This is a genomic window from Achromobacter sp. ACM03, from assembly GCF_014851665.1.
Taxonomy (GTDB): Bacteria; Pseudomonadota; Gammaproteobacteria; order Burkholderiales; family Burkholderiaceae_B; genus Achromobacter; species Achromobacter aegrifaciens.
Genome location: NZ_JACVAD010000002.1, coordinates 1,106,858 through 1,122,548, shown reverse-complemented (window position 1 = coordinate 1,122,548; position 15,691 = coordinate 1,106,858). Strand labels below are relative to the sequence as shown.

Annotated in this window: 16 protein-coding genes; 5 read left to right on the top strand and 11 right to left on the bottom strand. The window is 66.3% G+C overall.

Annotated features, from left to right (window positions below; translation table 11 throughout):
• Positions 1-7 precede the first annotated feature (7 nt).
• The 6 genes from fhuE to IB257_RS13280 form a co-directional block, all read right to left on the bottom strand.
• A complete protein-coding gene (gene fhuE, locus IB257_RS13305) occupies positions 8-2,203 on the bottom strand; it encodes a ferric-rhodotorulic acid/ferric-coprogen receptor FhuE (RefSeq protein ID WP_192492417.1) in 2,196 nt (731 codons plus the stop codon).
• A 264-nt stretch (positions 2,204-2,467) separates the two neighbouring features.
• Entirely contained in the window at positions 2,468-3,478 is a 1,011-nt protein-coding gene (locus IB257_RS13300) for a Dyp-type peroxidase (protein ID WP_054451736.1), read from the bottom strand.
• A 90-nt stretch (positions 3,479-3,568) separates the two neighbouring features.
• Positions 3,569-4,357 carry an alpha/beta fold hydrolase gene (locus tag IB257_RS13295; protein ID WP_054451738.1) on the bottom strand — a complete coding sequence of 263 codons (789 nt, stop codon included), beginning with the start codon at positions 4,355-4,357 and terminating at the stop codon, positions 3,569-3,571.
• Positions 4,358-4,428: 71 nt separating this feature from the next.
• A complete protein-coding gene (locus tag IB257_RS13290; protein ID WP_054451740.1) occupies positions 4,429-4,737 on the bottom strand; it encodes a DUF1634 domain-containing protein in 309 nt (102 codons plus the stop codon).
• Complete coding sequence (locus IB257_RS13285) at positions 4,734-5,591, bottom strand: sulfite exporter TauE/SafE family protein (RefSeq protein ID WP_192492416.1); 858 nt, start codon at positions 5,589-5,591, stop codon at positions 4,734-4,736. The genes IB257_RS13290 and IB257_RS13285 overlap by 4 nt, the downstream gene beginning before the upstream one ends.
• Before the next feature lie 10 nt (positions 5,592-5,601).
• Positions 5,602-6,345, bottom strand: coding sequence for a GntR family transcriptional regulator (locus IB257_RS13280; protein ID WP_192492415.1), 744 nt, complete (start codon positions 6,343-6,345; stop codon positions 5,602-5,604).
• A 137-nt stretch (positions 6,346-6,482) separates the two neighbouring features.
• Between IB257_RS13280 and IB257_RS13275 the strand changes: the two genes are divergently transcribed.
• A complete protein-coding gene (locus IB257_RS13275; RefSeq protein ID WP_054451745.1) occupies positions 6,483-6,992 on the top strand; it encodes a DUF1993 family protein in 510 nt (169 codons plus the stop codon).
• Between the two features lie 44 nt (positions 6,993-7,036).
• On the opposite strand, the gene IB257_RS13270 is transcribed toward IB257_RS13275, so the two are convergent.
• The 5 genes from IB257_RS13270 to IB257_RS13250 all read right to left on the bottom strand — a co-directional run bounded on the left by IB257_RS13270 (position 7,037) and on the right by IB257_RS13250 (position 11,960).
• Positions 7,037-7,798 carry a class II aldolase/adducin family protein gene (locus IB257_RS13270; RefSeq protein ID WP_054451747.1) on the bottom strand — a complete coding sequence of 254 codons (762 nt, stop codon included), beginning with the start codon at positions 7,796-7,798 and terminating at the stop codon, positions 7,037-7,039.
• A 173-nt stretch (positions 7,799-7,971) separates the two neighbouring features.
• Positions 7,972-8,964 carry a tripartite tricarboxylate transporter substrate binding protein gene (locus IB257_RS13265; protein ID WP_192492414.1) on the bottom strand — a complete coding sequence of 331 codons (993 nt, stop codon included), beginning with the start codon at positions 8,962-8,964 and terminating at the stop codon, positions 7,972-7,974.
• A gap of 114 nt (positions 8,965-9,078) precedes the next feature.
• Positions 9,079-9,990 (bottom strand): LysR family transcriptional regulator, encoded by a 912-nt coding sequence (locus IB257_RS13260; protein WP_192492413.1) that lies wholly within the window; start codon positions 9,988-9,990, stop codon positions 9,079-9,081.
• Between the two features lie 39 nt (positions 9,991-10,029).
• Positions 10,030-11,166, bottom strand: coding sequence for a CaiB/BaiF CoA-transferase family protein (locus IB257_RS13255; RefSeq protein ID WP_175212522.1), 1,137 nt, complete (start codon positions 11,164-11,166; stop codon positions 10,030-10,032).
• Positions 11,166-11,960: an enoyl-CoA hydratase gene (locus IB257_RS13250; RefSeq protein WP_175212523.1), complete on the bottom strand. Its 795-nt coding sequence runs from the start codon at positions 11,958-11,960 to the stop codon at positions 11,166-11,168. Before IB257_RS13250 ends, IB257_RS13255 begins: the two co-directional genes overlap by 1 nt.
• 150 nt (positions 11,961-12,110) lie before the next feature.
• On the opposite strand from IB257_RS13250, the gene IB257_RS13245 reads away from it, so the two are divergent.
• The 4 genes from IB257_RS13245 (at position 12,111) to IB257_RS13230 (ending at position 15,689) form a co-directional block, all read left to right on the top strand.
• On the top strand, positions 12,111-13,043 hold the full coding sequence (locus IB257_RS13245) for a LysR family transcriptional regulator (RefSeq protein ID WP_192353981.1): 933 nt from the start codon (positions 12,111-12,113) through the stop codon (positions 13,041-13,043).
• A gap of 153 nt (positions 13,044-13,196) precedes the next feature.
• Positions 13,197-14,159, top strand: a complete 963-nt coding sequence (locus IB257_RS13240) for a tripartite tricarboxylate transporter substrate binding protein (RefSeq protein WP_192492412.1) — start codon at positions 13,197-13,199, stop codon at positions 14,157-14,159.
• Positions 14,152-14,526 (top strand): Zn-ribbon domain-containing OB-fold protein, encoded by a 375-nt coding sequence (locus IB257_RS13235; RefSeq protein WP_013396006.1) that lies wholly within the window; start codon positions 14,152-14,154, stop codon positions 14,524-14,526. The genes IB257_RS13240 and IB257_RS13235 overlap by 8 nt, the downstream gene beginning before the upstream one ends.
• Positions 14,523-15,689: an acetyl-CoA acetyltransferase gene (locus tag IB257_RS13230; protein ID WP_192353979.1), complete on the top strand. Its 1,167-nt coding sequence runs from the start codon at positions 14,523-14,525 to the stop codon at positions 15,687-15,689. The genes IB257_RS13235 and IB257_RS13230 overlap by 4 nt, the downstream gene beginning before the upstream one ends.
• Positions 15,690-15,691: the final 2 nt, after the last annotated feature.

The window sequence follows — 15,691 nt, the reverse complement described above, 5'->3', positions numbered from 1 at the left end:
GCACGCGTCAGTACTGGTAGCGCATCGTCAGCATGGCGCTGCGTCCCGCCCCCCACGCGCCCTGGCTGTAGAACCCGATCTGGCTGTAGTACTTGCGATCGAACAGGTTGTTCACATTGAGCTGGGCGCTCAGGTTGCGATTGAAGCGGTAGCGAGCCATCAGATTGGTGATCGCATAGCTGCCCTGACCGACTCGCTCTTCTCCGTTCGGGCCGCTGGCCATCGTGTACACATGGCTTTGCCAGTTGACGCCGCCGCCCACCGTCAGACGGTTCCAATCGCCAGGCAGCGTATAGGTCGTGAACACGCGCACCAGGCTGCGCGGCTGGTCGGTCTGTATGGCATTGCCATCGCCGTCGCGCGCAGTCCAGTGCGACCAGCCCGCGGCAAGGTTCCATCCCGGCATCACTTCACCCGAAACCTCCAGGTCAAAACCGCGGCTGCGCGTGCCCTGCGCAGCGGTGTAGGCCTGGTTGATGGTGCCCGGCACCATGTAGCCCGGATCGACCTGGGCCACATTGTCCTGCTCGATCTGGAACACCGCGGCGCTGGCGTTCAGCTTGCCGTCCAGGAACTCGCCCTTGATGCCCGCTTCGTAAGACTTGCCCTCGAGCGGATCGAGCCAGTTGCCGCTGCGGTCCTGATAGCTCTGCGGATTGAAGATGCCGGTGTAGCTGACGTAGGCCGTGTAGGTCTCGTTGATGTCGTAGAGCAGGCCGGCATAGGGCGTGAATTCGTTCTTCTTGAAAGACTGGCGGCTGCCGCCGCCAAAGCCGACCGAATCCGTTTCCCACGTGCTGTAGCGGCCGCCCACGATGAGCTTGAGCGGATCGGCAAGATTGAAGCGCAAGGCGCCGTACCAGCCCGTTTGCTTGGTGGTGTACCGATTGGCGGTGACCGAATCGCTGCTCCATTCCGGCTCCGGATACGAGCCGTCCCAGTCGAGGAAATTGCCCACGGCCGCGCTCGACAGGGCCGAGCGGTAGTCGAAGTCGCCGTGCTGGCGGTTGAAGCTGGCGCCCACGACAGCCTCGTGGCGGCGGCCGAACAGCGTGAACGGACCGGATGCCTTGACGTCCAGGCTGTTCTGCTTGCGGTCTCCCACGTACCACGCCGGCGATGCGTTCACACCCAGGCCGGTGTCGCGGTCGGGCCAGCCATAGAGATAGAGAAGCTTGGCATCCATCTCGTTCTTTGAATGCGATCCCACCGCGTTGACGGTCCAGCCATTGTCGAAGCGGTGTTCCAGGCTGGCGAAAGCGCCCTGGGTCGTGCTACCCCACGAACTCCAGTCCGCCCCGGTGTTCAGCGAACGGCGCCAGTCCGTGCGGCCGCCGTCGGCGTACCAGAGCGGGAAGCCGCCCCAGCTGCTGCGTTTCGGGTCGTTGTCCTGGTAATTGAAACCCACACTCAGCGTCGTGCGGGAGGTGATGTCCGCGTCCACCACGCCATAGAACACCTTCTTGCGGTTCTGGTAGCCATCCAGGTAGGAGTGATTGTCCTGATAGGCCGAGACGATGCGTCCGCGCACACTGCCGGCGGAGTTGAGCGGCGTGGAAAGATCCACCGTTCCGCGATAGGTGTCCCAGTTGCCAGCGCTGACGCTCATGTCCGCCTTGAACTCGCGGCTGGTGGCGTGCTTGCGTACCAGGTTGATCGACGCGGACGGATTCCCCGCGCCGGTCAGCAGGCCGGTGGCGCCCCGCACCACCTCGACCCGGTCATAGATGATGGGATCGAGCGATGACTCGCCCGCGGCATAGCCGGTGTCGAAGCTCGTCGGAATTCCGTCATACATGTAGTTGCTGACGCTGAAGCCGCGGGAATTGAACGAATACCGCTCGCTGTCATAGTTCTGCACCGAAATACCCGGCGTGCTCGCCATCACGTCAACCAGCGAAAGCATGTTCTCGTCGTCCATGCGTTGCCGCGTGACCACCGTGACCGACTGCGGCGTTTCACGCAATGTCAGCGGCAGCCCCGTACTGGCGGCGGTGGCGCGCGGCGTATACGAACCGGTGCCCTCGGTGGTGGTGCTGTCGGCGTTGCCGATCACCTGTACGGACTGCAAGGTGGCCACGCCCTCGTCCTGAGCCGTGGCAGTACCGCAGGCCAGTGCCATCAGCACCAGGCAAGGCGTGCGCCGCAGGACGAGGCGTGGACGAACGGAACGAGTGCGGCCGGCGGGCCCGGGGTGTTGCATGTTGGCTTCCTTTCCCATGTTGAAACTTCTAATGGGAAGAAAGTGTAATGCAAACAATTCTCAGGTGCGTTATTGAATAACCAAGCATCACCTGCTGGACGTCCGTATCGTTTTGGGGACGCAACCTGGTTGCAGGCAGACCGCCCAGCCGGCCGGGTAGCTTGTCGAATGGCGCGTCAAAATGAAAACTGGCGCGGCCATCGTCGCGGCCGCGCCAGAAATTCCGGCTACCCGGTAGCGGCCAAGGCCGCTCGTGGCTGTGCCTCAGCCCGCCTTGCCCGCCGACGCCAACGCCTGCGCCGCGGGCTCGCCCGCGTCCGCACAGGCCGCCGGGCTGCGCTCGGCAAGCGCTTCCAGCAACTCGGACGACGGCACGAAGAACAGGCCGCCCGTGACCGCGTGGCTGAAGTCGAGCAGGCGGTCGTAATTGCCGGGCGGACGTCCGACGAACATGTTCTCCAGCATCAGCTCGATGGGACGCGGCGAACGCGCGTAGCCGATGAAGTACGTGCCGAATTCCCCGGATCCCGGCCGGCCGAACGGCATGTTGTCGCGCAGGATCTTCAGTTCCTGGCCGTTTTCCTCGATGGTCGTCAGGGCGCTGTGCGAGGACGAGGGCTTGATGTCGTCGTCGAGTTCCACGTTGGACCACTTGTGGCGGCCGATGACCCCTTCCTGGCCTTCGACCGTCAGCGCGTTCCAGGCCTTCATGTCGTGCAGGTACTTCTGCACCAGCACGTAGCTGCCGCCGGCGAACTCGGCGTCCTCGTCGCCGATGACGGTGAAGTCGAATGCTTCCTGCCCTTCCGGATTCTCGGTCCCGTCGACGAAGCCGATGATGGCGCGGCGGTCGAAGTAGCGAAAGCCATGGACCTCATCCACGACCGTCACGGCATCGCCCAATCCGCCCAGCAACAAGGTGGCCAGTTCGAAGCAGAAATCCATCGAGTCCGCGCGGATGTGCAGCAGCAGGTCGCCCGGCGTCGCCATGGCCAGGCGCTCGCCGGAACCGAACTCGCGGAAAGGGTGCAGCGCGGCGGGACGCGGCGCGCCGAAAAGCGTGTCCCAGGCCGTGGAGCCGAAGGCGGTGACACAGGAAAGATTCTGCTCGGGCGCGCGCGTGCCCACCGTGCGGACAACGGCGGCGACATCGGCGCACCAGCCACGCACGGTTTCGGCGGCGGCGGCGCCTTCGTTGAGGGTGGCCACGATGAAAATCGCGTGGCGGGTCGTCGTATTGTGGACGGCTTGGGATAGGGGCTGACGGTCAGACATCGGATCGGGGACCTCAAGAAAGCGAGCGCGGCGGCGCGAAAGGGCTAGTCCGATTCTAAGCGCGGACTGTGTACGTGCGCACCCGATTGGTTACGGCACCGCCCTCAACCACTCGCTCACCACATCCAGCACGATGCGGCTTTGTTCGCGGTGCGGCACATGCCCGCAGTTCTCCAGCAGCACAGGGCGGCCGCCGGCCAGCGCCGCGATCTTTTCCTGGTGTTTGGGGGAACCGTATTCGTCGATTTCGCCATGCAGGGCAAGCACGGGGCAACGCACCTGGCGCAATTGCTCGTCCAGGTTCCAGGCGGCAAACTCGGGCGACAGCCAGGTGTTGATCCACGCGCCCAGCACCCATTCGGCTTTCTCGCCGTGATACTTCTTCAGCCGGTCCAGCTGGCCGGGTTCTGCGAAATTCTGCTTGGCGGCCCGTATGCCTTCCAGTGTGCGGTCTTCGGCAAACATCTGTGCGGACTCGGTGATCAGCGCCCGGCAATCGTCGGCATACACGCCGGCGCAGCAGACAGCCATGCCACCGCCCACGCTATGGCCGAACCCCACGTAGGGGCCGATGCCCAGCGCTGCGCGCAGGCTGCGGAATCCGCCCTGCGCTTCTTCTTCCACAAAGCCGGGTTCGAACACGGCGGTATTGGGATCGGAGCGGCCAAAGCCCAGGCGGTCATAGGCGATGACGCTGCGCCCGGTGGCCTGCGCCAGTTGTTCAGGGAAATCGCGCCACAGCTCCACGCAACCCAGCGAATCATGGAACAGCACGATGGGCGCTGCGGCAGCGGTCTCACCGGCGGGATCCCAGCGCCGCGCGAAAAGGCGGCCCTGGCTGGTGTTCACGTAGACATCCTGGCTGGTAACGGCAAGCATGAAAAGTCCTGGGGAGAGTATGCGACGATGCGCCATCGCACCGCGCTCCGATTATAGGAAAGCCGGCGGCCTCACCGCAGTCCGGACACCACGCCTGCGGCGATGATGAGCAGGACCAGCGCGGAAATCGCCGTGTAGGCGTAGTCGCGCTCGCGCAGGAAAATGGCCAGCATCAGCGCCACCCGCGCCACTGGCAGCAGGATGAACAGGGCCACCCCGACCTTGACGAGTCCAAGGTCCCGCAGGCCGCCATGCGCGGGCAACAGGAAATCCACAGCCATGCCGGCGGCGATGAGGGCCGAGGCGAGCCAGGTTCCGTACCACAGCAAGCCGGCGATGGCGCGGTCGCGCCGCGCCTGTTTGTCCACCGTCTGCGTCATGCCGGGCCTCCCGGGATATGCACGCCCAACGCGCTCAGCAGCATCTGCACCGCCAGCAGGGACAGCACGATCACGAAGAACAGCCGCAGCTTGTCCGCCGGCAGGCCCATCAGCAGGCGGGCGCCGAGCAAAGCGCCCGCGACCGAACCCAGCGCGACCGGTCCGGCGATGCCTATGTCGATGTCGCCGCGCACGAAATAGGCGCCCGCGCTGGCGGCGGCGGTCACGCCGATCATGAAATTGGACGTCGCCGACGAGACCTTGATGGGCAGCTTCAGCGCGGCATCCATGGCCGGAATCTTGAGCACGCCCGAGCCTATTCCGAGCAAGGCCGAAATCAGCCCCGCGCCATACATCAGCGACAAGCCCAGCGGCACGCGGTCCACCTGATAGTGCACCTCCCGGCCCAGCGCGCGGTCGGGGAAGCTTGCGTGCAGGTGCAACGCGGTGGCCCAGCTGGCGGCGCCGGGCGCAATCGCCACGGCCTCGCGCCGGCGCGCCAGCATCTGCTGCGCGGACAGCGCCAGGATCACTGCGAACAGGCCGTAGAGAAATCCGGTCGAGACGATGCCGATGAGGAACACGCCGGTCAGCGCCCCCAACGTGGTGGCCGTCTCCAGGACGATGGCAAGCCTGACGTTGGTCAGCCGCCCTTTCAGGAAAGGCGCGGCGCTGCCGCAGGAACAGGCGATCACCGAGATGATGCTGGCCCCGATGGCGACATGGATGTCCACGCCGAACAGCAGCGTCAGGATGGGCACGATGAAGATGCCGCTGGCCATCCCCAGCACCCCGCCCAGCGCGCTGGCGCCGAAGGCGGCGGCGAACAGCCAGAAGATCGTCGAGGTCTCCATGGCCGCCGCTTCAGGTCGGCTTGCGTGGCTGGCGCGCCAGGCGGGTACTGAAGCGGATCAGGTCGCCGCGGTAGTACAGCTTTTCGTAGTCGACGGGCCGCTGCCGCTCGGTGTAGGACGTGCGCTCGATGAGGAAGATCGGGCTTCCCGTAGCGACGCCCAGCGCCTGCGCGACGCGTTCGTCCGCCGTCACCGCTTCCAGCTGGTACTCGGCCTCGATCAGAGGCAAGTCGTAGCGCAGCTCCAGCAGGTCGAAGATCGGCTCGGCCTCCAGGTCGTTGCTGGCGACTTTTTCGCCCACGTCCAGCGGCAGATAGGTTTCATCAAACGACATGGCCACGCCGTCCGCCAGCCGCACTCGCTCGATCCGATAGACCAGCGCGCCGCGCGCCACGCCCAGTTGGCGGGCGACGTCTTCCGTGGCCGGCACCGGGCGCTTGTCCAGCAGGCGCGCGGTCGCCCGGCGGCCGAGCGCGGTCATGTCCTCGACGAAACCGCTCAGGGCCGTCAGCGGCTGCATCAGCTTGGGCTCCGTGACGAACGTGCCTTTGCCGCGCCGGATTTCCACCAGCCCGCGCGCAACCAGGTTTTCCACCGCCTTGCGCACCGTGCTGCGGCTGACGGCGAAGCGCTCGATCAGTTGATCTTCCGTCGGCAACCGGTCGCCAGGCGACAGGCTGCCGGACGAGATTTCCGCAGCCAGGGCCATTTCCACCCGGGCATAAAGAGGAGCGTATTCGGTGTCGTTTTGCATGAAATCATCATAACATCATGATGTCATGATGACGCAAGGGCGAACATGCATTACGGATGACGACGCCGGCAACTGGTAGTCTTCGCAGGCCTGCCCGGCGCCTTCCGCGCCGGCGCCACTCTCAAGCGAGACACGATATGAGCAATTTCATGCACAGCGCCTCCGTTCCCGTCCTGACGCAAATGCTGTCGGCCCTGTCCGACGTGCTGAAGAAAGCGGAAGCCCACGCCACGGAAAAGAACATCGATCCGGACGCCTACCTGGGCGCCCGCCTGTTCCCCGATATGTTCCCGCTGTCGCGCCAGGTGCAGATCGCCGCGGATTTTGCAAAGGGCATCGCCTCGCGCCTGGCTGGCGCGGAAGTGCCTTCGTGGCCGGATAGCGAAGCCACCTTCGCGGGCCTGCAAGCCTTGATCGCCAAGACGCTGGAGCACCTGGCTTCGTTCGGCCCCGAACAGTTCGCGCAGAGCGAAGCGCGCGAAATCGTGCTGCGCCCCGGCACGCCCAAGGAAAAGAAACTGAGCGGCAGCGCCTATCTGCTGCACTATGGGCTGCCGCAGTTCTTCTTCCATGTGACCACGGCCTACGACCTCCTGCGCCACAACGGCGTGGAAATCGGCAAGCGCGATTACATGGGCAAGTACTGATCCGTGTCAGCGGGCCTCAAGCCATTGAGGCCCGCGCCCGGCGGCTACTCCGCGTAGCCCGGGTTGCGGCGGTCCAGGCGGCGCAGCAGTCCCGGCCAGGCCAGCATGGCCTTGTGCGCGCGGTCGGCCTGCGATTCCACCGTGGCGTTCTTCAGGATGTCAGGCGGGATGTAGGTCAGTTCGCCACCGGCCTGGGCCCGCACCTGCACCATGCAGGCGGCCTCCAGCCGGTGCATGGCCTGGAACGCTTCGGCCATGCTCTGCCCCACGGTCAACAGGCCATGGTTGCGCAGGATGAGATAGCTGTTGCTGCCCAGGTCCCGCACCAGGCGAGGCTGTTCCTCGGGATTGAGCGCCAGGCCTTCGTAGTCGTGGTAGCTGAGCGAACGCAGCACGATGAACGCGAACTGCGACAGCGGCAGCAGGCCGGCCTTCTGCGCCGACACCGCCACGCCGTTGATGGAGTGCGTATGCAGCACGCACATCGCGTCCTTGCGAGCCGCGTGGATACAGCTATGGATGGTGAAGCCGGCTGGATTGATGTCGTACTCCGACTCCATCACCTTGCGCCCGTCCAGATCGATCTTGACCAGGCTCGATGCCGTGATTTCGTCGAACATCATGCCGTAGGGGTTGATCAGGAAATGTTCGGTCCCCGGCACCTTGGCCGTGATGTGGGTGAAGATCAGATCGTCCCAGCCGAACAGCGCCACCAAACGGTATAGCGCCGCCAGATCCTTGCGGACCTCCCATTCCGTCGCGCTGACCTGTTCGCGCACGCTGGCGCCCTTGCCTGCCGTATCCATGTTGTCTCCGTGTCTTGATGATTGCCCGCCGCGATCGGGCGGACGCTGTCTGGCACTTTATTCGTTTTGGCGGCGGCCGGCACGGGGCGCGGCCAAGGAGCGGTCACCCCGTCTCATAAAAAAAGGCGCCCGTCGGACGCCCTGTTCGTTTCCAGCCGTTTATTGCGGTTCGATCACTGCGGTTCGATCTTCGCGTCGATCGCGCGCTGGGTCCAGACCTGGCGCTGCGACTGCGCGAAGGCCTGGTGTTCAGCCACGCTGTTGGGCGAGACCTGCATGCCCAGGGATTCGAAGCGCTGCAGCACGTCCGGCTCGCGCAGGATGGCGGCGACTTCCTGGTTCAGTTTCTGCACGATGGCGTCGGGCGTCCTGGCCGGCACGGCCACGCCGACCCACACGACCAGGTCGAACTTCTGGTAGCCCAGCTCGGCCAGCGTCGGCACGCTGGGGAACTCCTTGGCGCGTTCATGGCCCGTGTAGGCCAGGCCACGCAGCTTGCCGGCCTGCATGAACGAGGTCACGACAGAGAGGTCGGCGAACAGGTAGTCGACGTGGCCGCCCAGCAGGTCGGTCACGGCCGGCGGCTGGCTCTTGTACGGCACGCCGTTGGCCGCGGCGCCCGCCACCGTGTTGAAGGTGGCGCCGGCGATCTGGCTGGTGGGCGAGCCATACGCGTAGTTCAGGGGCTTGGCCTGCGTGGCCTTGACCAGTTCCTGCAGCGACTTGTAGGGCGCGTCCTCGCGCACCACCAGCATCATCGGAATGGTGGCGATGCGCACGACGTGGGTGAAGTCGCCGGTGGGATCGAACGGCAGCTTGCGGAACAACGCCGGCGTGGCCGAGTGCGTCGAACTGCTGGTGAGGATCAGCGTGTAGCCGTCGGGCTGCGCGCGCGCGACGAACGAGGCGCCGATGGTGCCGGACGCGCCGGGCTTGTTCTCGATGACGACAGGCACGTTCAGGCGCGGGCCGAGCTTCTCGGCAATGATGCGCGCGCTGGTGTCGGTGGCGCTGCCCGGAGAGAACGGCACGACGATGGTGATGGGCTTGTCAGGATAGGCGCCCTGCGCCAATGCCACGGACGGCAGTGCGCCAGCCAGCGCGGTCAGGACGGTGAGGCTGCCAGCGGCCAGCAGGCGGCGGCGGACGCCGAACGGTCGGATCATGCTTGTCTCCTGTGAGGGGCCGCGGGTCGGCCTCTTGAACTCTGACCGTATGATGCTTGCGACCCGTTTATCCCAACAAGGGACTAATTTTCATAGACTTATTCCAAACCAGGATTAATTCTCTGAAGCCTGGCGCTGCCGCAGATATTCCTCGGTCGCCTGCAGGAAGGCTGAAGCCGCCAGCGACAGCCGCGCGTTGCGGCGCTGGATGAGCCAGAGTTCGTGCCCGTGCTTGCGAGCGCCGTCTATGGCGAGGATGCGCAGGCCCAACTGCCGCGCCAGATCGCAGGCATAACCGGGCACGACCGTTATCCCCAGGCCCGCACCGACCAGCTTCAACGCCGAGGTCAGCATGCCGGCCTCGATGCGGTAGCGGAATTCCAGGTTCAGGTCGGCCGCCACGCGGTCCAGGCTGCGCCGCACGCTATACACGTTGCGTAGCATGATGTGATCATGGGCGGCCACGTCGGCCCATGACACCGAACGCTTGCGCGTCAACGCATGGCGCGGCGCGCACACCGCGTACATGGTGTCGCGATAGATGACCCGGGTGGCCAGTTCTTCCGAAGGGATCTCGACCGAGACGATGCCGAAGTCGGCGTGGCCGTTGCGCACGTGCTCGATGGTGTCGTCGGTGGAAAGTTCGAACAAATCCAGCTTCACGCTGGGATGGGCGCGGTGATAGTCGGCCACCACCTCGCCCAGCAGGCCAACCATCATCAGCGGCGAAGTGGCCACGCCCACCGTGCCGCGCTCCAGCGTGCGCAGGCCCGACATGCTGCGCTCGGCGGCGCGCACGGTGCCCAGGATTTCCTGGGCATAGGCGTAGAAATCCGCCGCGCCGTCGCAGGGCGTGACGCTGCGGGTGGAGCGCTCGAACAGCGGCTGGCCGACCTCGGCCTCAAGTTCGGCGCAGAGCTTGCTGACGGCCGATTGCGTCACGAAGGCTGCGCGCGCGGCCGCCGTGAAACTGCGCAGTTCGTATAGCGCGCAAAACACGCGCAATTGCTTGAGAGTGATGTTCATGGTCGAAGTCGCCGCCAGGCGCCGCCGGCCATGCCGGCCTCAGCGCGCAGGCTCGAGCATATCGCGATCGGCATCCTGGCGCGGCGCCTGGCGCCTGATCTCGCCCGGCGTGCGCGAGAAGCGCACCGGGATGCCGGCGGCCACCAGCGGCCCTTCGGTCGGATGTTCCACGCGCTGGAAGAAGCCCGTCGCCTTCAGGTGCGGATCCTCGAACAGGGCTTCCGGCGTGTTCACCCGCGAGTGCGGAATGTCCGCGTCCGCCAGCAGCGCCAGCCATTCCTCGGTACCACGCAAGGCGACGATGTCCGCCAGGTCCTGATAGAGCTCGTCGAAGTGCCGCGCGCGCGCGCTTGCGTCGACATAGCGCGCGTCCGCCGCCAGGTCCGCACGTTCGGCCAGGGCGAAGAAGCGCCGCCACTGCGCGTCGGTGTAGGGCAGCAGCGCCAGGTAGCCGTCGCGAGTACGGTAGGGACGCCGCTGCGGCGACAGCACGCGGCTGTAGCCCATGGGTCCCCGCGGCGGCACGAAGCTGTGGCCGCTCATGTGTTCGATCAACGTGAAGGAGACCAGGGTCTCGAACATGGGGACCTCAACCGCCTGCCCCTGACCCGAACGCTCGCGCTCGTACAGCGCCATGGGTATGGCGTAGGCCAGCGTCAGGCCCGCCACCTTGTCCGCAAGGATGGTGTTCACATAGGCCGGCGCGCCGCTGTTGCGCCCCTGCAAATCGGCCAGGCCGCTCATGGCCTGGATGATGTCATCGAAGGCCGGACGCGCCGCATAGGGGCCGTCCTGGCCGAAGCCCACGGCCGAGCAATGGATCAGGCGCGGGTTGCGCGCGCGCAGCGTGTCCGCGTCCAGGCCCAGGCGCGCCAGGGCCGCCGGACGCACGTTGGACACGAACACGTCCGCGCCATCGATCAGGCGCAGCAGGCTTTCGCGATCGGCCGGCGTCTTGGCATCCAGCGTCACGCTGTACTTGTTGCGGTTGAGGTTCAGGTAAGCCGGCCCCATGCCCGGACTCGCGGCCGGAGCCGAGGTGCGGAACACGTCGCCTTCGGGCGCCTCGACCTTGATGACATCCGCGCCCATGTCGGCGAGGATCTGCGTGCCGTACGGCCCCATGGCCACCGACGTCAGGTCGATGACGCGCACGCCCGCGAGCGGACCGGCCATTACTTGGCCTCCTGCTGCTTCTTGCGATTGACGAAGGGCGCCATGTAGCGGCGCGGCTCGTCGGTGGTGAAGGCCTCGCCGAACGCCGCCACGCTGCGATCCAGGCCGGCCTCGACAGTCGACTCGCTCCAGTAGCGCAGCAGGGCCTTCTGCGAACGCACGGCGATCGGACCGCTTTCGGCGATGGGCGCCACGGTGCGCTCGACCAGGGCGTCCAGCGCGCCGGTCTCGCTGACGAATTCCAGGAAGCCCCACTGCCGGGCCTGGGTCGCGTCCACGGTCTCGCCGGTCAGCAGCAGCCAGTTGGTGGGGCCGGGACCGATGATGGCCGGCAGCAGCACGGCGTGGATCACGGACGGAATGCCCACGCGCACCTCGGGCATGCCGAAAACCGCGTCCGCCGAGCCCAGGCGGATGTCGCAGGCCGCGGCCAGCTCCATGCCGGCGCCCAGGCAGAAGCCCGGAATGCGGGCGATGGTGGGCACCGGAATCGCGGCCACGGCGTCGCACAGGTCGCGCAGCCGGGTGATGAACTCGCGCGCGCCCTGCGGGTCGAGTTCGGCCATTTCATAGATGTTGGCGCCGCCCACGAAGGCGCGCTCGCCCGAGCCGCGGATGACGACCGCGCGGGCATCGTCCTGGGCCGCGATCCAACGGGCAGCCTCGGTCAGGCTCAACGTGACCGCCGAGGCCAGGATGTTCAAGCTCTTGGCGTCGTGGATCTGCAGGGTATAGACGCCGCGCTCGTCGCGGGTCACGAGGGCATGGGAAAAGGCGGGAACAGGCGCGGTCATGGAAACTCCAGCTAGGGTTATGGCAACGATGCTAAGGGCGAGGTTTCATCACAACAAACGAGTAATTTTCATGAAATAAGTCTGGAATGGAATAAATACCGAAGCACGGGCGGCTTGGGTACGATAGCCGCCTCTTGCGGGAGTCGCACCATGGGTATCACGCTGCGCCAGCTCCGGGCCTTCTGCGCCGTGTACGAGTTGAAGAACTTCACCCGCGCCGCCGAGGCGCTCAACCTGACGCAGTCCACCGTCAGCAAGCTCTGCTCCGAACTGGAGAAGACGATAGGCATGGCGCTGTTCGAGCGCTCCGCGCGCGGCGTCGAGCTGCTGGAGGGCGCGGCCGAGCTGTATGCCTACGCGCAGGAAACCTTCGGATCGCTGCGCGCGGCCGAACGCAGCCTGAGCAGCCTGGCCGGGCTGGAGCGCGGCGAGGTCTCCGTCGCGGCCTCGCCCATCATGATGCACACGCTGATCGCGCCCGTGGTGGCGCAATTCCATGCGCGTCATCCCAACATCGTCTTCGACCTGCACGAGCTCACCGGCGACGAGGCCACCGAGCATGTCCTGCACGGCAAGGCCGATCTGGGGCTGGTGGCGCTGGAAAGCCAGGATCCGCGGCTGGACTGCCGCGTCGTCTACCGCGGCCCCATGTATGCCGTGGTGCCGGCCAACCACCCGCTGGCGCTGCACGAAGAGGCGCGTTGGCGCGAACTGGCGCGCTACCCGCACATCCTGCTGCGCGGCACCTACACCGTGCGCCGCAAGATGGACCAGATCCTGCGGGACCAGGGGCTGACGGTGCGCAGCGTGGCCCAGACCGGCAGCCTGACCACCGCCTTTGCCATGATCCGCGGCGGCATGGGCATCACGGTCATGCCAGGCTACGTGCGCCATGTCTGCCAGGAAATGGGGCTGAAGGCGCTGTGCATCGCCGACCGGCCCCAGGCGCTGCACGAACTGTCCGTCCTGCGCCGTGCCGACTACCGGCTGTCGCGCGCCGCTGCCGCATTTCTCGCTGCTTTCGAAGCCCATCTTGCAGAGCAGGGGCAGCCCGCTGCCGCCGGCCATTCATCTCTTTCTTGAATGCCTTCATGACAATTAATCAATTGTTTGCATGATGGGCCGCTTCCATCATTAGCGCGTCGAGGCACACCGCCCTACGCGCCATCCGGAAGGTCACCTCGACGCCATAACCAAGCAGGGCAAACCAGCCCGCAGGACGAGGAGACCTCCGACATGAAACTCAAGCCTGGCCTGAAGCAGCTGCTGACGCTGCTGGCCGCCCTTCCCGCCATTGCCGCCGCCGACACCTATCCGGCCAAGCCCGTCACCCTGGTGGTGGCCTATGCCCCGGGCGGCATGACCGACATCCTGACGCGCCGCATCGCGGCCGATCTGCAGACCCGCCTGGGCAAGCCCTTCGTGGTCGAGAACAAGCCGGGCGCAACCGGCCAGATCGCCACCGAGTACGTGTCGCGACAGAAGCCGGACGGCTACACCATCCTGGTGGGTGCGACCAGCCACGTGATCAACCCTGCGATGAAGAAGCTGCCCTACAACGCCCGCAAGGACTTCGCTCCCGTAGCGTTGCTGGCCGTCAGCCCCAACTTCCTGCTGGTCAACGCCAACCAAGGGATCAAGACTTTCGCCGACTTCAAGGCCTATGCGCAGAAGCAGGCCTCGGTGCCCTATGGCACGGCCGGCGCCGGCGGCGCGCCGCACATCGTGGGCGAACTGCTGCGCGCGCAGAGCGGCCTGCCGCTGATGCACGTGTCCTATCGCGGCGCGGGTCCGGCGATGACCGATCTGGTGTCGGGCCAGGTGCCCTTCGGCATGGCCGAGTCCGTGACCGCCAACGCCTATCTGCAGTCTGGCAAGATCGTGCCCCTGGCCATCGCCTCGGCGCAGCGCCAACCGCGCTACCCGGACGTACCCACTCTCAACGAGCTGGGCTACAAGGGTTTCGACCTCAGCACCTGGGTGGGCGTCTATGCTCCGGCCGGCACGCCCGCCGACATCGTGCAGACGCTGAACAGCGAAATCCGAAAGTCGGTGATGCAGCCGGCCACGCAGGACTACATCCGCTCCACCGGGTCCGAGCCCGGCGACATGGATCTGGTCCAGTACCAGAAGTTCGTCAGCGACGAGATGGACAAATGGCAGGCCGTCATCAGCCAGGCCGGAGTCAAGGATGAGTGAGGTCCGCATCGGCTCACTGTCGCCGGAGGCCTATTTTGCCGAGGCGCTGCGCGCGGGACGCCTGGAGGTCCAGGTGTGCCGCAGCTGCGGGCTCTCGTTCTTCTTCCCGCGCACGCACTGCACCCACTGCCGCTCGCAGGAATACGCCTGGCGGCCCATGCGCGCCGGCGCCACGCTCTATTCCTATTCCGAGATTCCGGCCACGCCGCAGGCGCCCGCGCGCAACGTGATCCTGGCTGATATGGACGAAGGCTTCCGCATGATGTCCACGCTGCTGGACGAAGGCGAGCCGCGCATCGGCATGCGGTTGACGGCCCGACCCGACCCGCAGCGCGCCCGCGTGGTATTCGGCAAGGAAGCGCCATGACGGACTGGAACAAGAACCTGCGCGGCGCCATCGCCATCACCGGCTGCGCCACCGCCGGCATCGGCGACGCGGGCGGTCTGAACGACCTGGAGATCACCTCGCTGGCCGTGCACGCCGCCGTGCGCGACGCGGGTTTGCGCATGGAGGACATCGACGGCCTGATGAGCGCCAGCCTGTCTTCGTCGATGTGGCTGAACAAACTTTCCGAGTACCTGGGCCTGTACCCGCGCTTCATGGACAGCACCCAGATCGGCGGCGCGTCCTTCGTCGGCCACCTGCTGACCGCCGCGGCGGCGATCCAGGCCGGCCTGTGCCGCAACATCGTGATCGCATACGGCGCCGCCCCGCGCGGCGGCAACGGCGTCTCGGCGACCTCCGGCGCCCGCGCGCGGCTGGACCCGTTTCCCTACGAGGAACCGTTCCAGCCCTTCAACCCTCCGACGAGCTACGCGCTGGCGACGCGCCGCCACATGCATGAATACGGCACCACCCGCGAGCAACTGGCCGAGGTCGCCGTGGCCGCGCGCGCCTGGGCGCGGCTGAACCCGGAAGCCTATAAGCGCGAACCCTTGTCCATCGACGATGTGCTGGGCGCGCGCGTGATCTCCTCGCCGCTGACCGCGCGCGACTGCTGTCTGGTGACCGACGGCGCGGGCGCCATCGTGGTGACGGCGGCGGACCGCGCCGATGCCGCCCGGCCGGTGTATGTGCAAGGCACGGCCATGGCGCACTCGCACCGGCAGATCGCCTGCATGGCGGACCTGACACGCACCGTCGCCGGCCAAAGCGCCGACCTGGCGCGCGAACGCGCCGGCGTGGCGCTGGCCGACATCGACCTGGTGCAGCTCTACGACGCCTTCACCATCAATCCCATCCTGTTCCTGGAAGACATGGGGTTCTGCGCCAAGGGCGAAGGCGGCGCCTTCGTGTCCGGAGGACGCATCGCTCCCGGCGGCGAGCTGCCTGTCAATACCAACGGCGGCGGGCTGTCCTGCGTGCATCCCGGCATGTACAGCATGTTCGGCCTGGTGGAAGCGGTGCGCCAGCTGCGCGGCGAATGCGGCGAACGGCAAGTTAAACAGGCGCGCACGGCGCTCGTGCACGGCAATGGCGGGGTGTTGAGCGCCCAGGCCACCACCGTGCTGACCAATTGGATGGACTGAAG

Bases quoted from the DNA above. Each gene is read 5' to 3' on its own strand.
- fhuE (WP_192492417.1), bottom strand. From the start codon at position 2,203: ATGCAACACCCCGGGCCCGCCGGCCGCACTCGTTCCGTTCGTCCACGC.
- IB257_RS13300 (WP_054451736.1), bottom strand. From the start codon at position 3,478: ATGTCTGACCGTCAGCCCCTATCCCAAGCCGTCCACAATACGACGACC.
- IB257_RS13295 (WP_054451738.1), bottom strand. From the start codon at position 4,357: ATGCTTGCCGTTACCAGCCAGGATGTCTACGTGAACACCAGCCAGGGC.
- IB257_RS13290 (WP_054451740.1), bottom strand. From the start codon at position 4,737: ATGACGCAGACGGTGGACAAACAGGCGCGGCGCGACCGCGCCATCGCC.
- IB257_RS13285 (WP_192492416.1), bottom strand. From the start codon at position 5,591: ATGGAGACCTCGACGATCTTCTGGCTGTTCGCCGCCGCCTTCGGCGCC.
- IB257_RS13280 (WP_192492415.1), bottom strand. From the start codon at position 6,345: ATGCAAAACGACACCGAATACGCTCCTCTTTATGCCCGGGTGGAAATG.
- IB257_RS13275 (WP_054451745.1), top strand. From the start codon at position 6,483: ATGAGCAATTTCATGCACAGCGCCTCCGTTCCCGTCCTGACGCAAATG.
- IB257_RS13270 (WP_054451747.1), bottom strand. From the start codon at position 7,798: ATGGATACGGCAGGCAAGGGCGCCAGCGTGCGCGAACAGGTCAGCGCG.
- IB257_RS13265 (WP_192492414.1), bottom strand. From the start codon at position 8,964: ATGATCCGACCGTTCGGCGTCCGCCGCCGCCTGCTGGCCGCTGGCAGC.
- IB257_RS13260 (WP_192492413.1), bottom strand. From the start codon at position 9,990: ATGAACATCACTCTCAAGCAATTGCGCGTGTTTTGCGCGCTATACGAA.
- IB257_RS13255 (WP_175212522.1), bottom strand. From the start codon at position 11,166: ATGGCCGGTCCGCTCGCGGGCGTGCGCGTCATCGACCTGACGTCGGTG.
- IB257_RS13250 (WP_175212523.1), bottom strand. From the start codon at position 11,960: ATGACCGCGCCTGTTCCCGCCTTTTCCCATGCCCTCGTGACCCGCGAC.
- IB257_RS13245 (WP_192353981.1), top strand. From the start codon at position 12,111: ATGGGTATCACGCTGCGCCAGCTCCGGGCCTTCTGCGCCGTGTACGAG.
- IB257_RS13240 (WP_192492412.1), top strand. From the start codon at position 13,197: ATGAAACTCAAGCCTGGCCTGAAGCAGCTGCTGACGCTGCTGGCCGCC.
- IB257_RS13235 (WP_013396006.1), top strand. From the start codon at position 14,152: ATGAGTGAGGTCCGCATCGGCTCACTGTCGCCGGAGGCCTATTTTGCC.
- IB257_RS13230 (WP_192353979.1), top strand. From the start codon at position 14,523: ATGACGGACTGGAACAAGAACCTGCGCGGCGCCATCGCCATCACCGGC.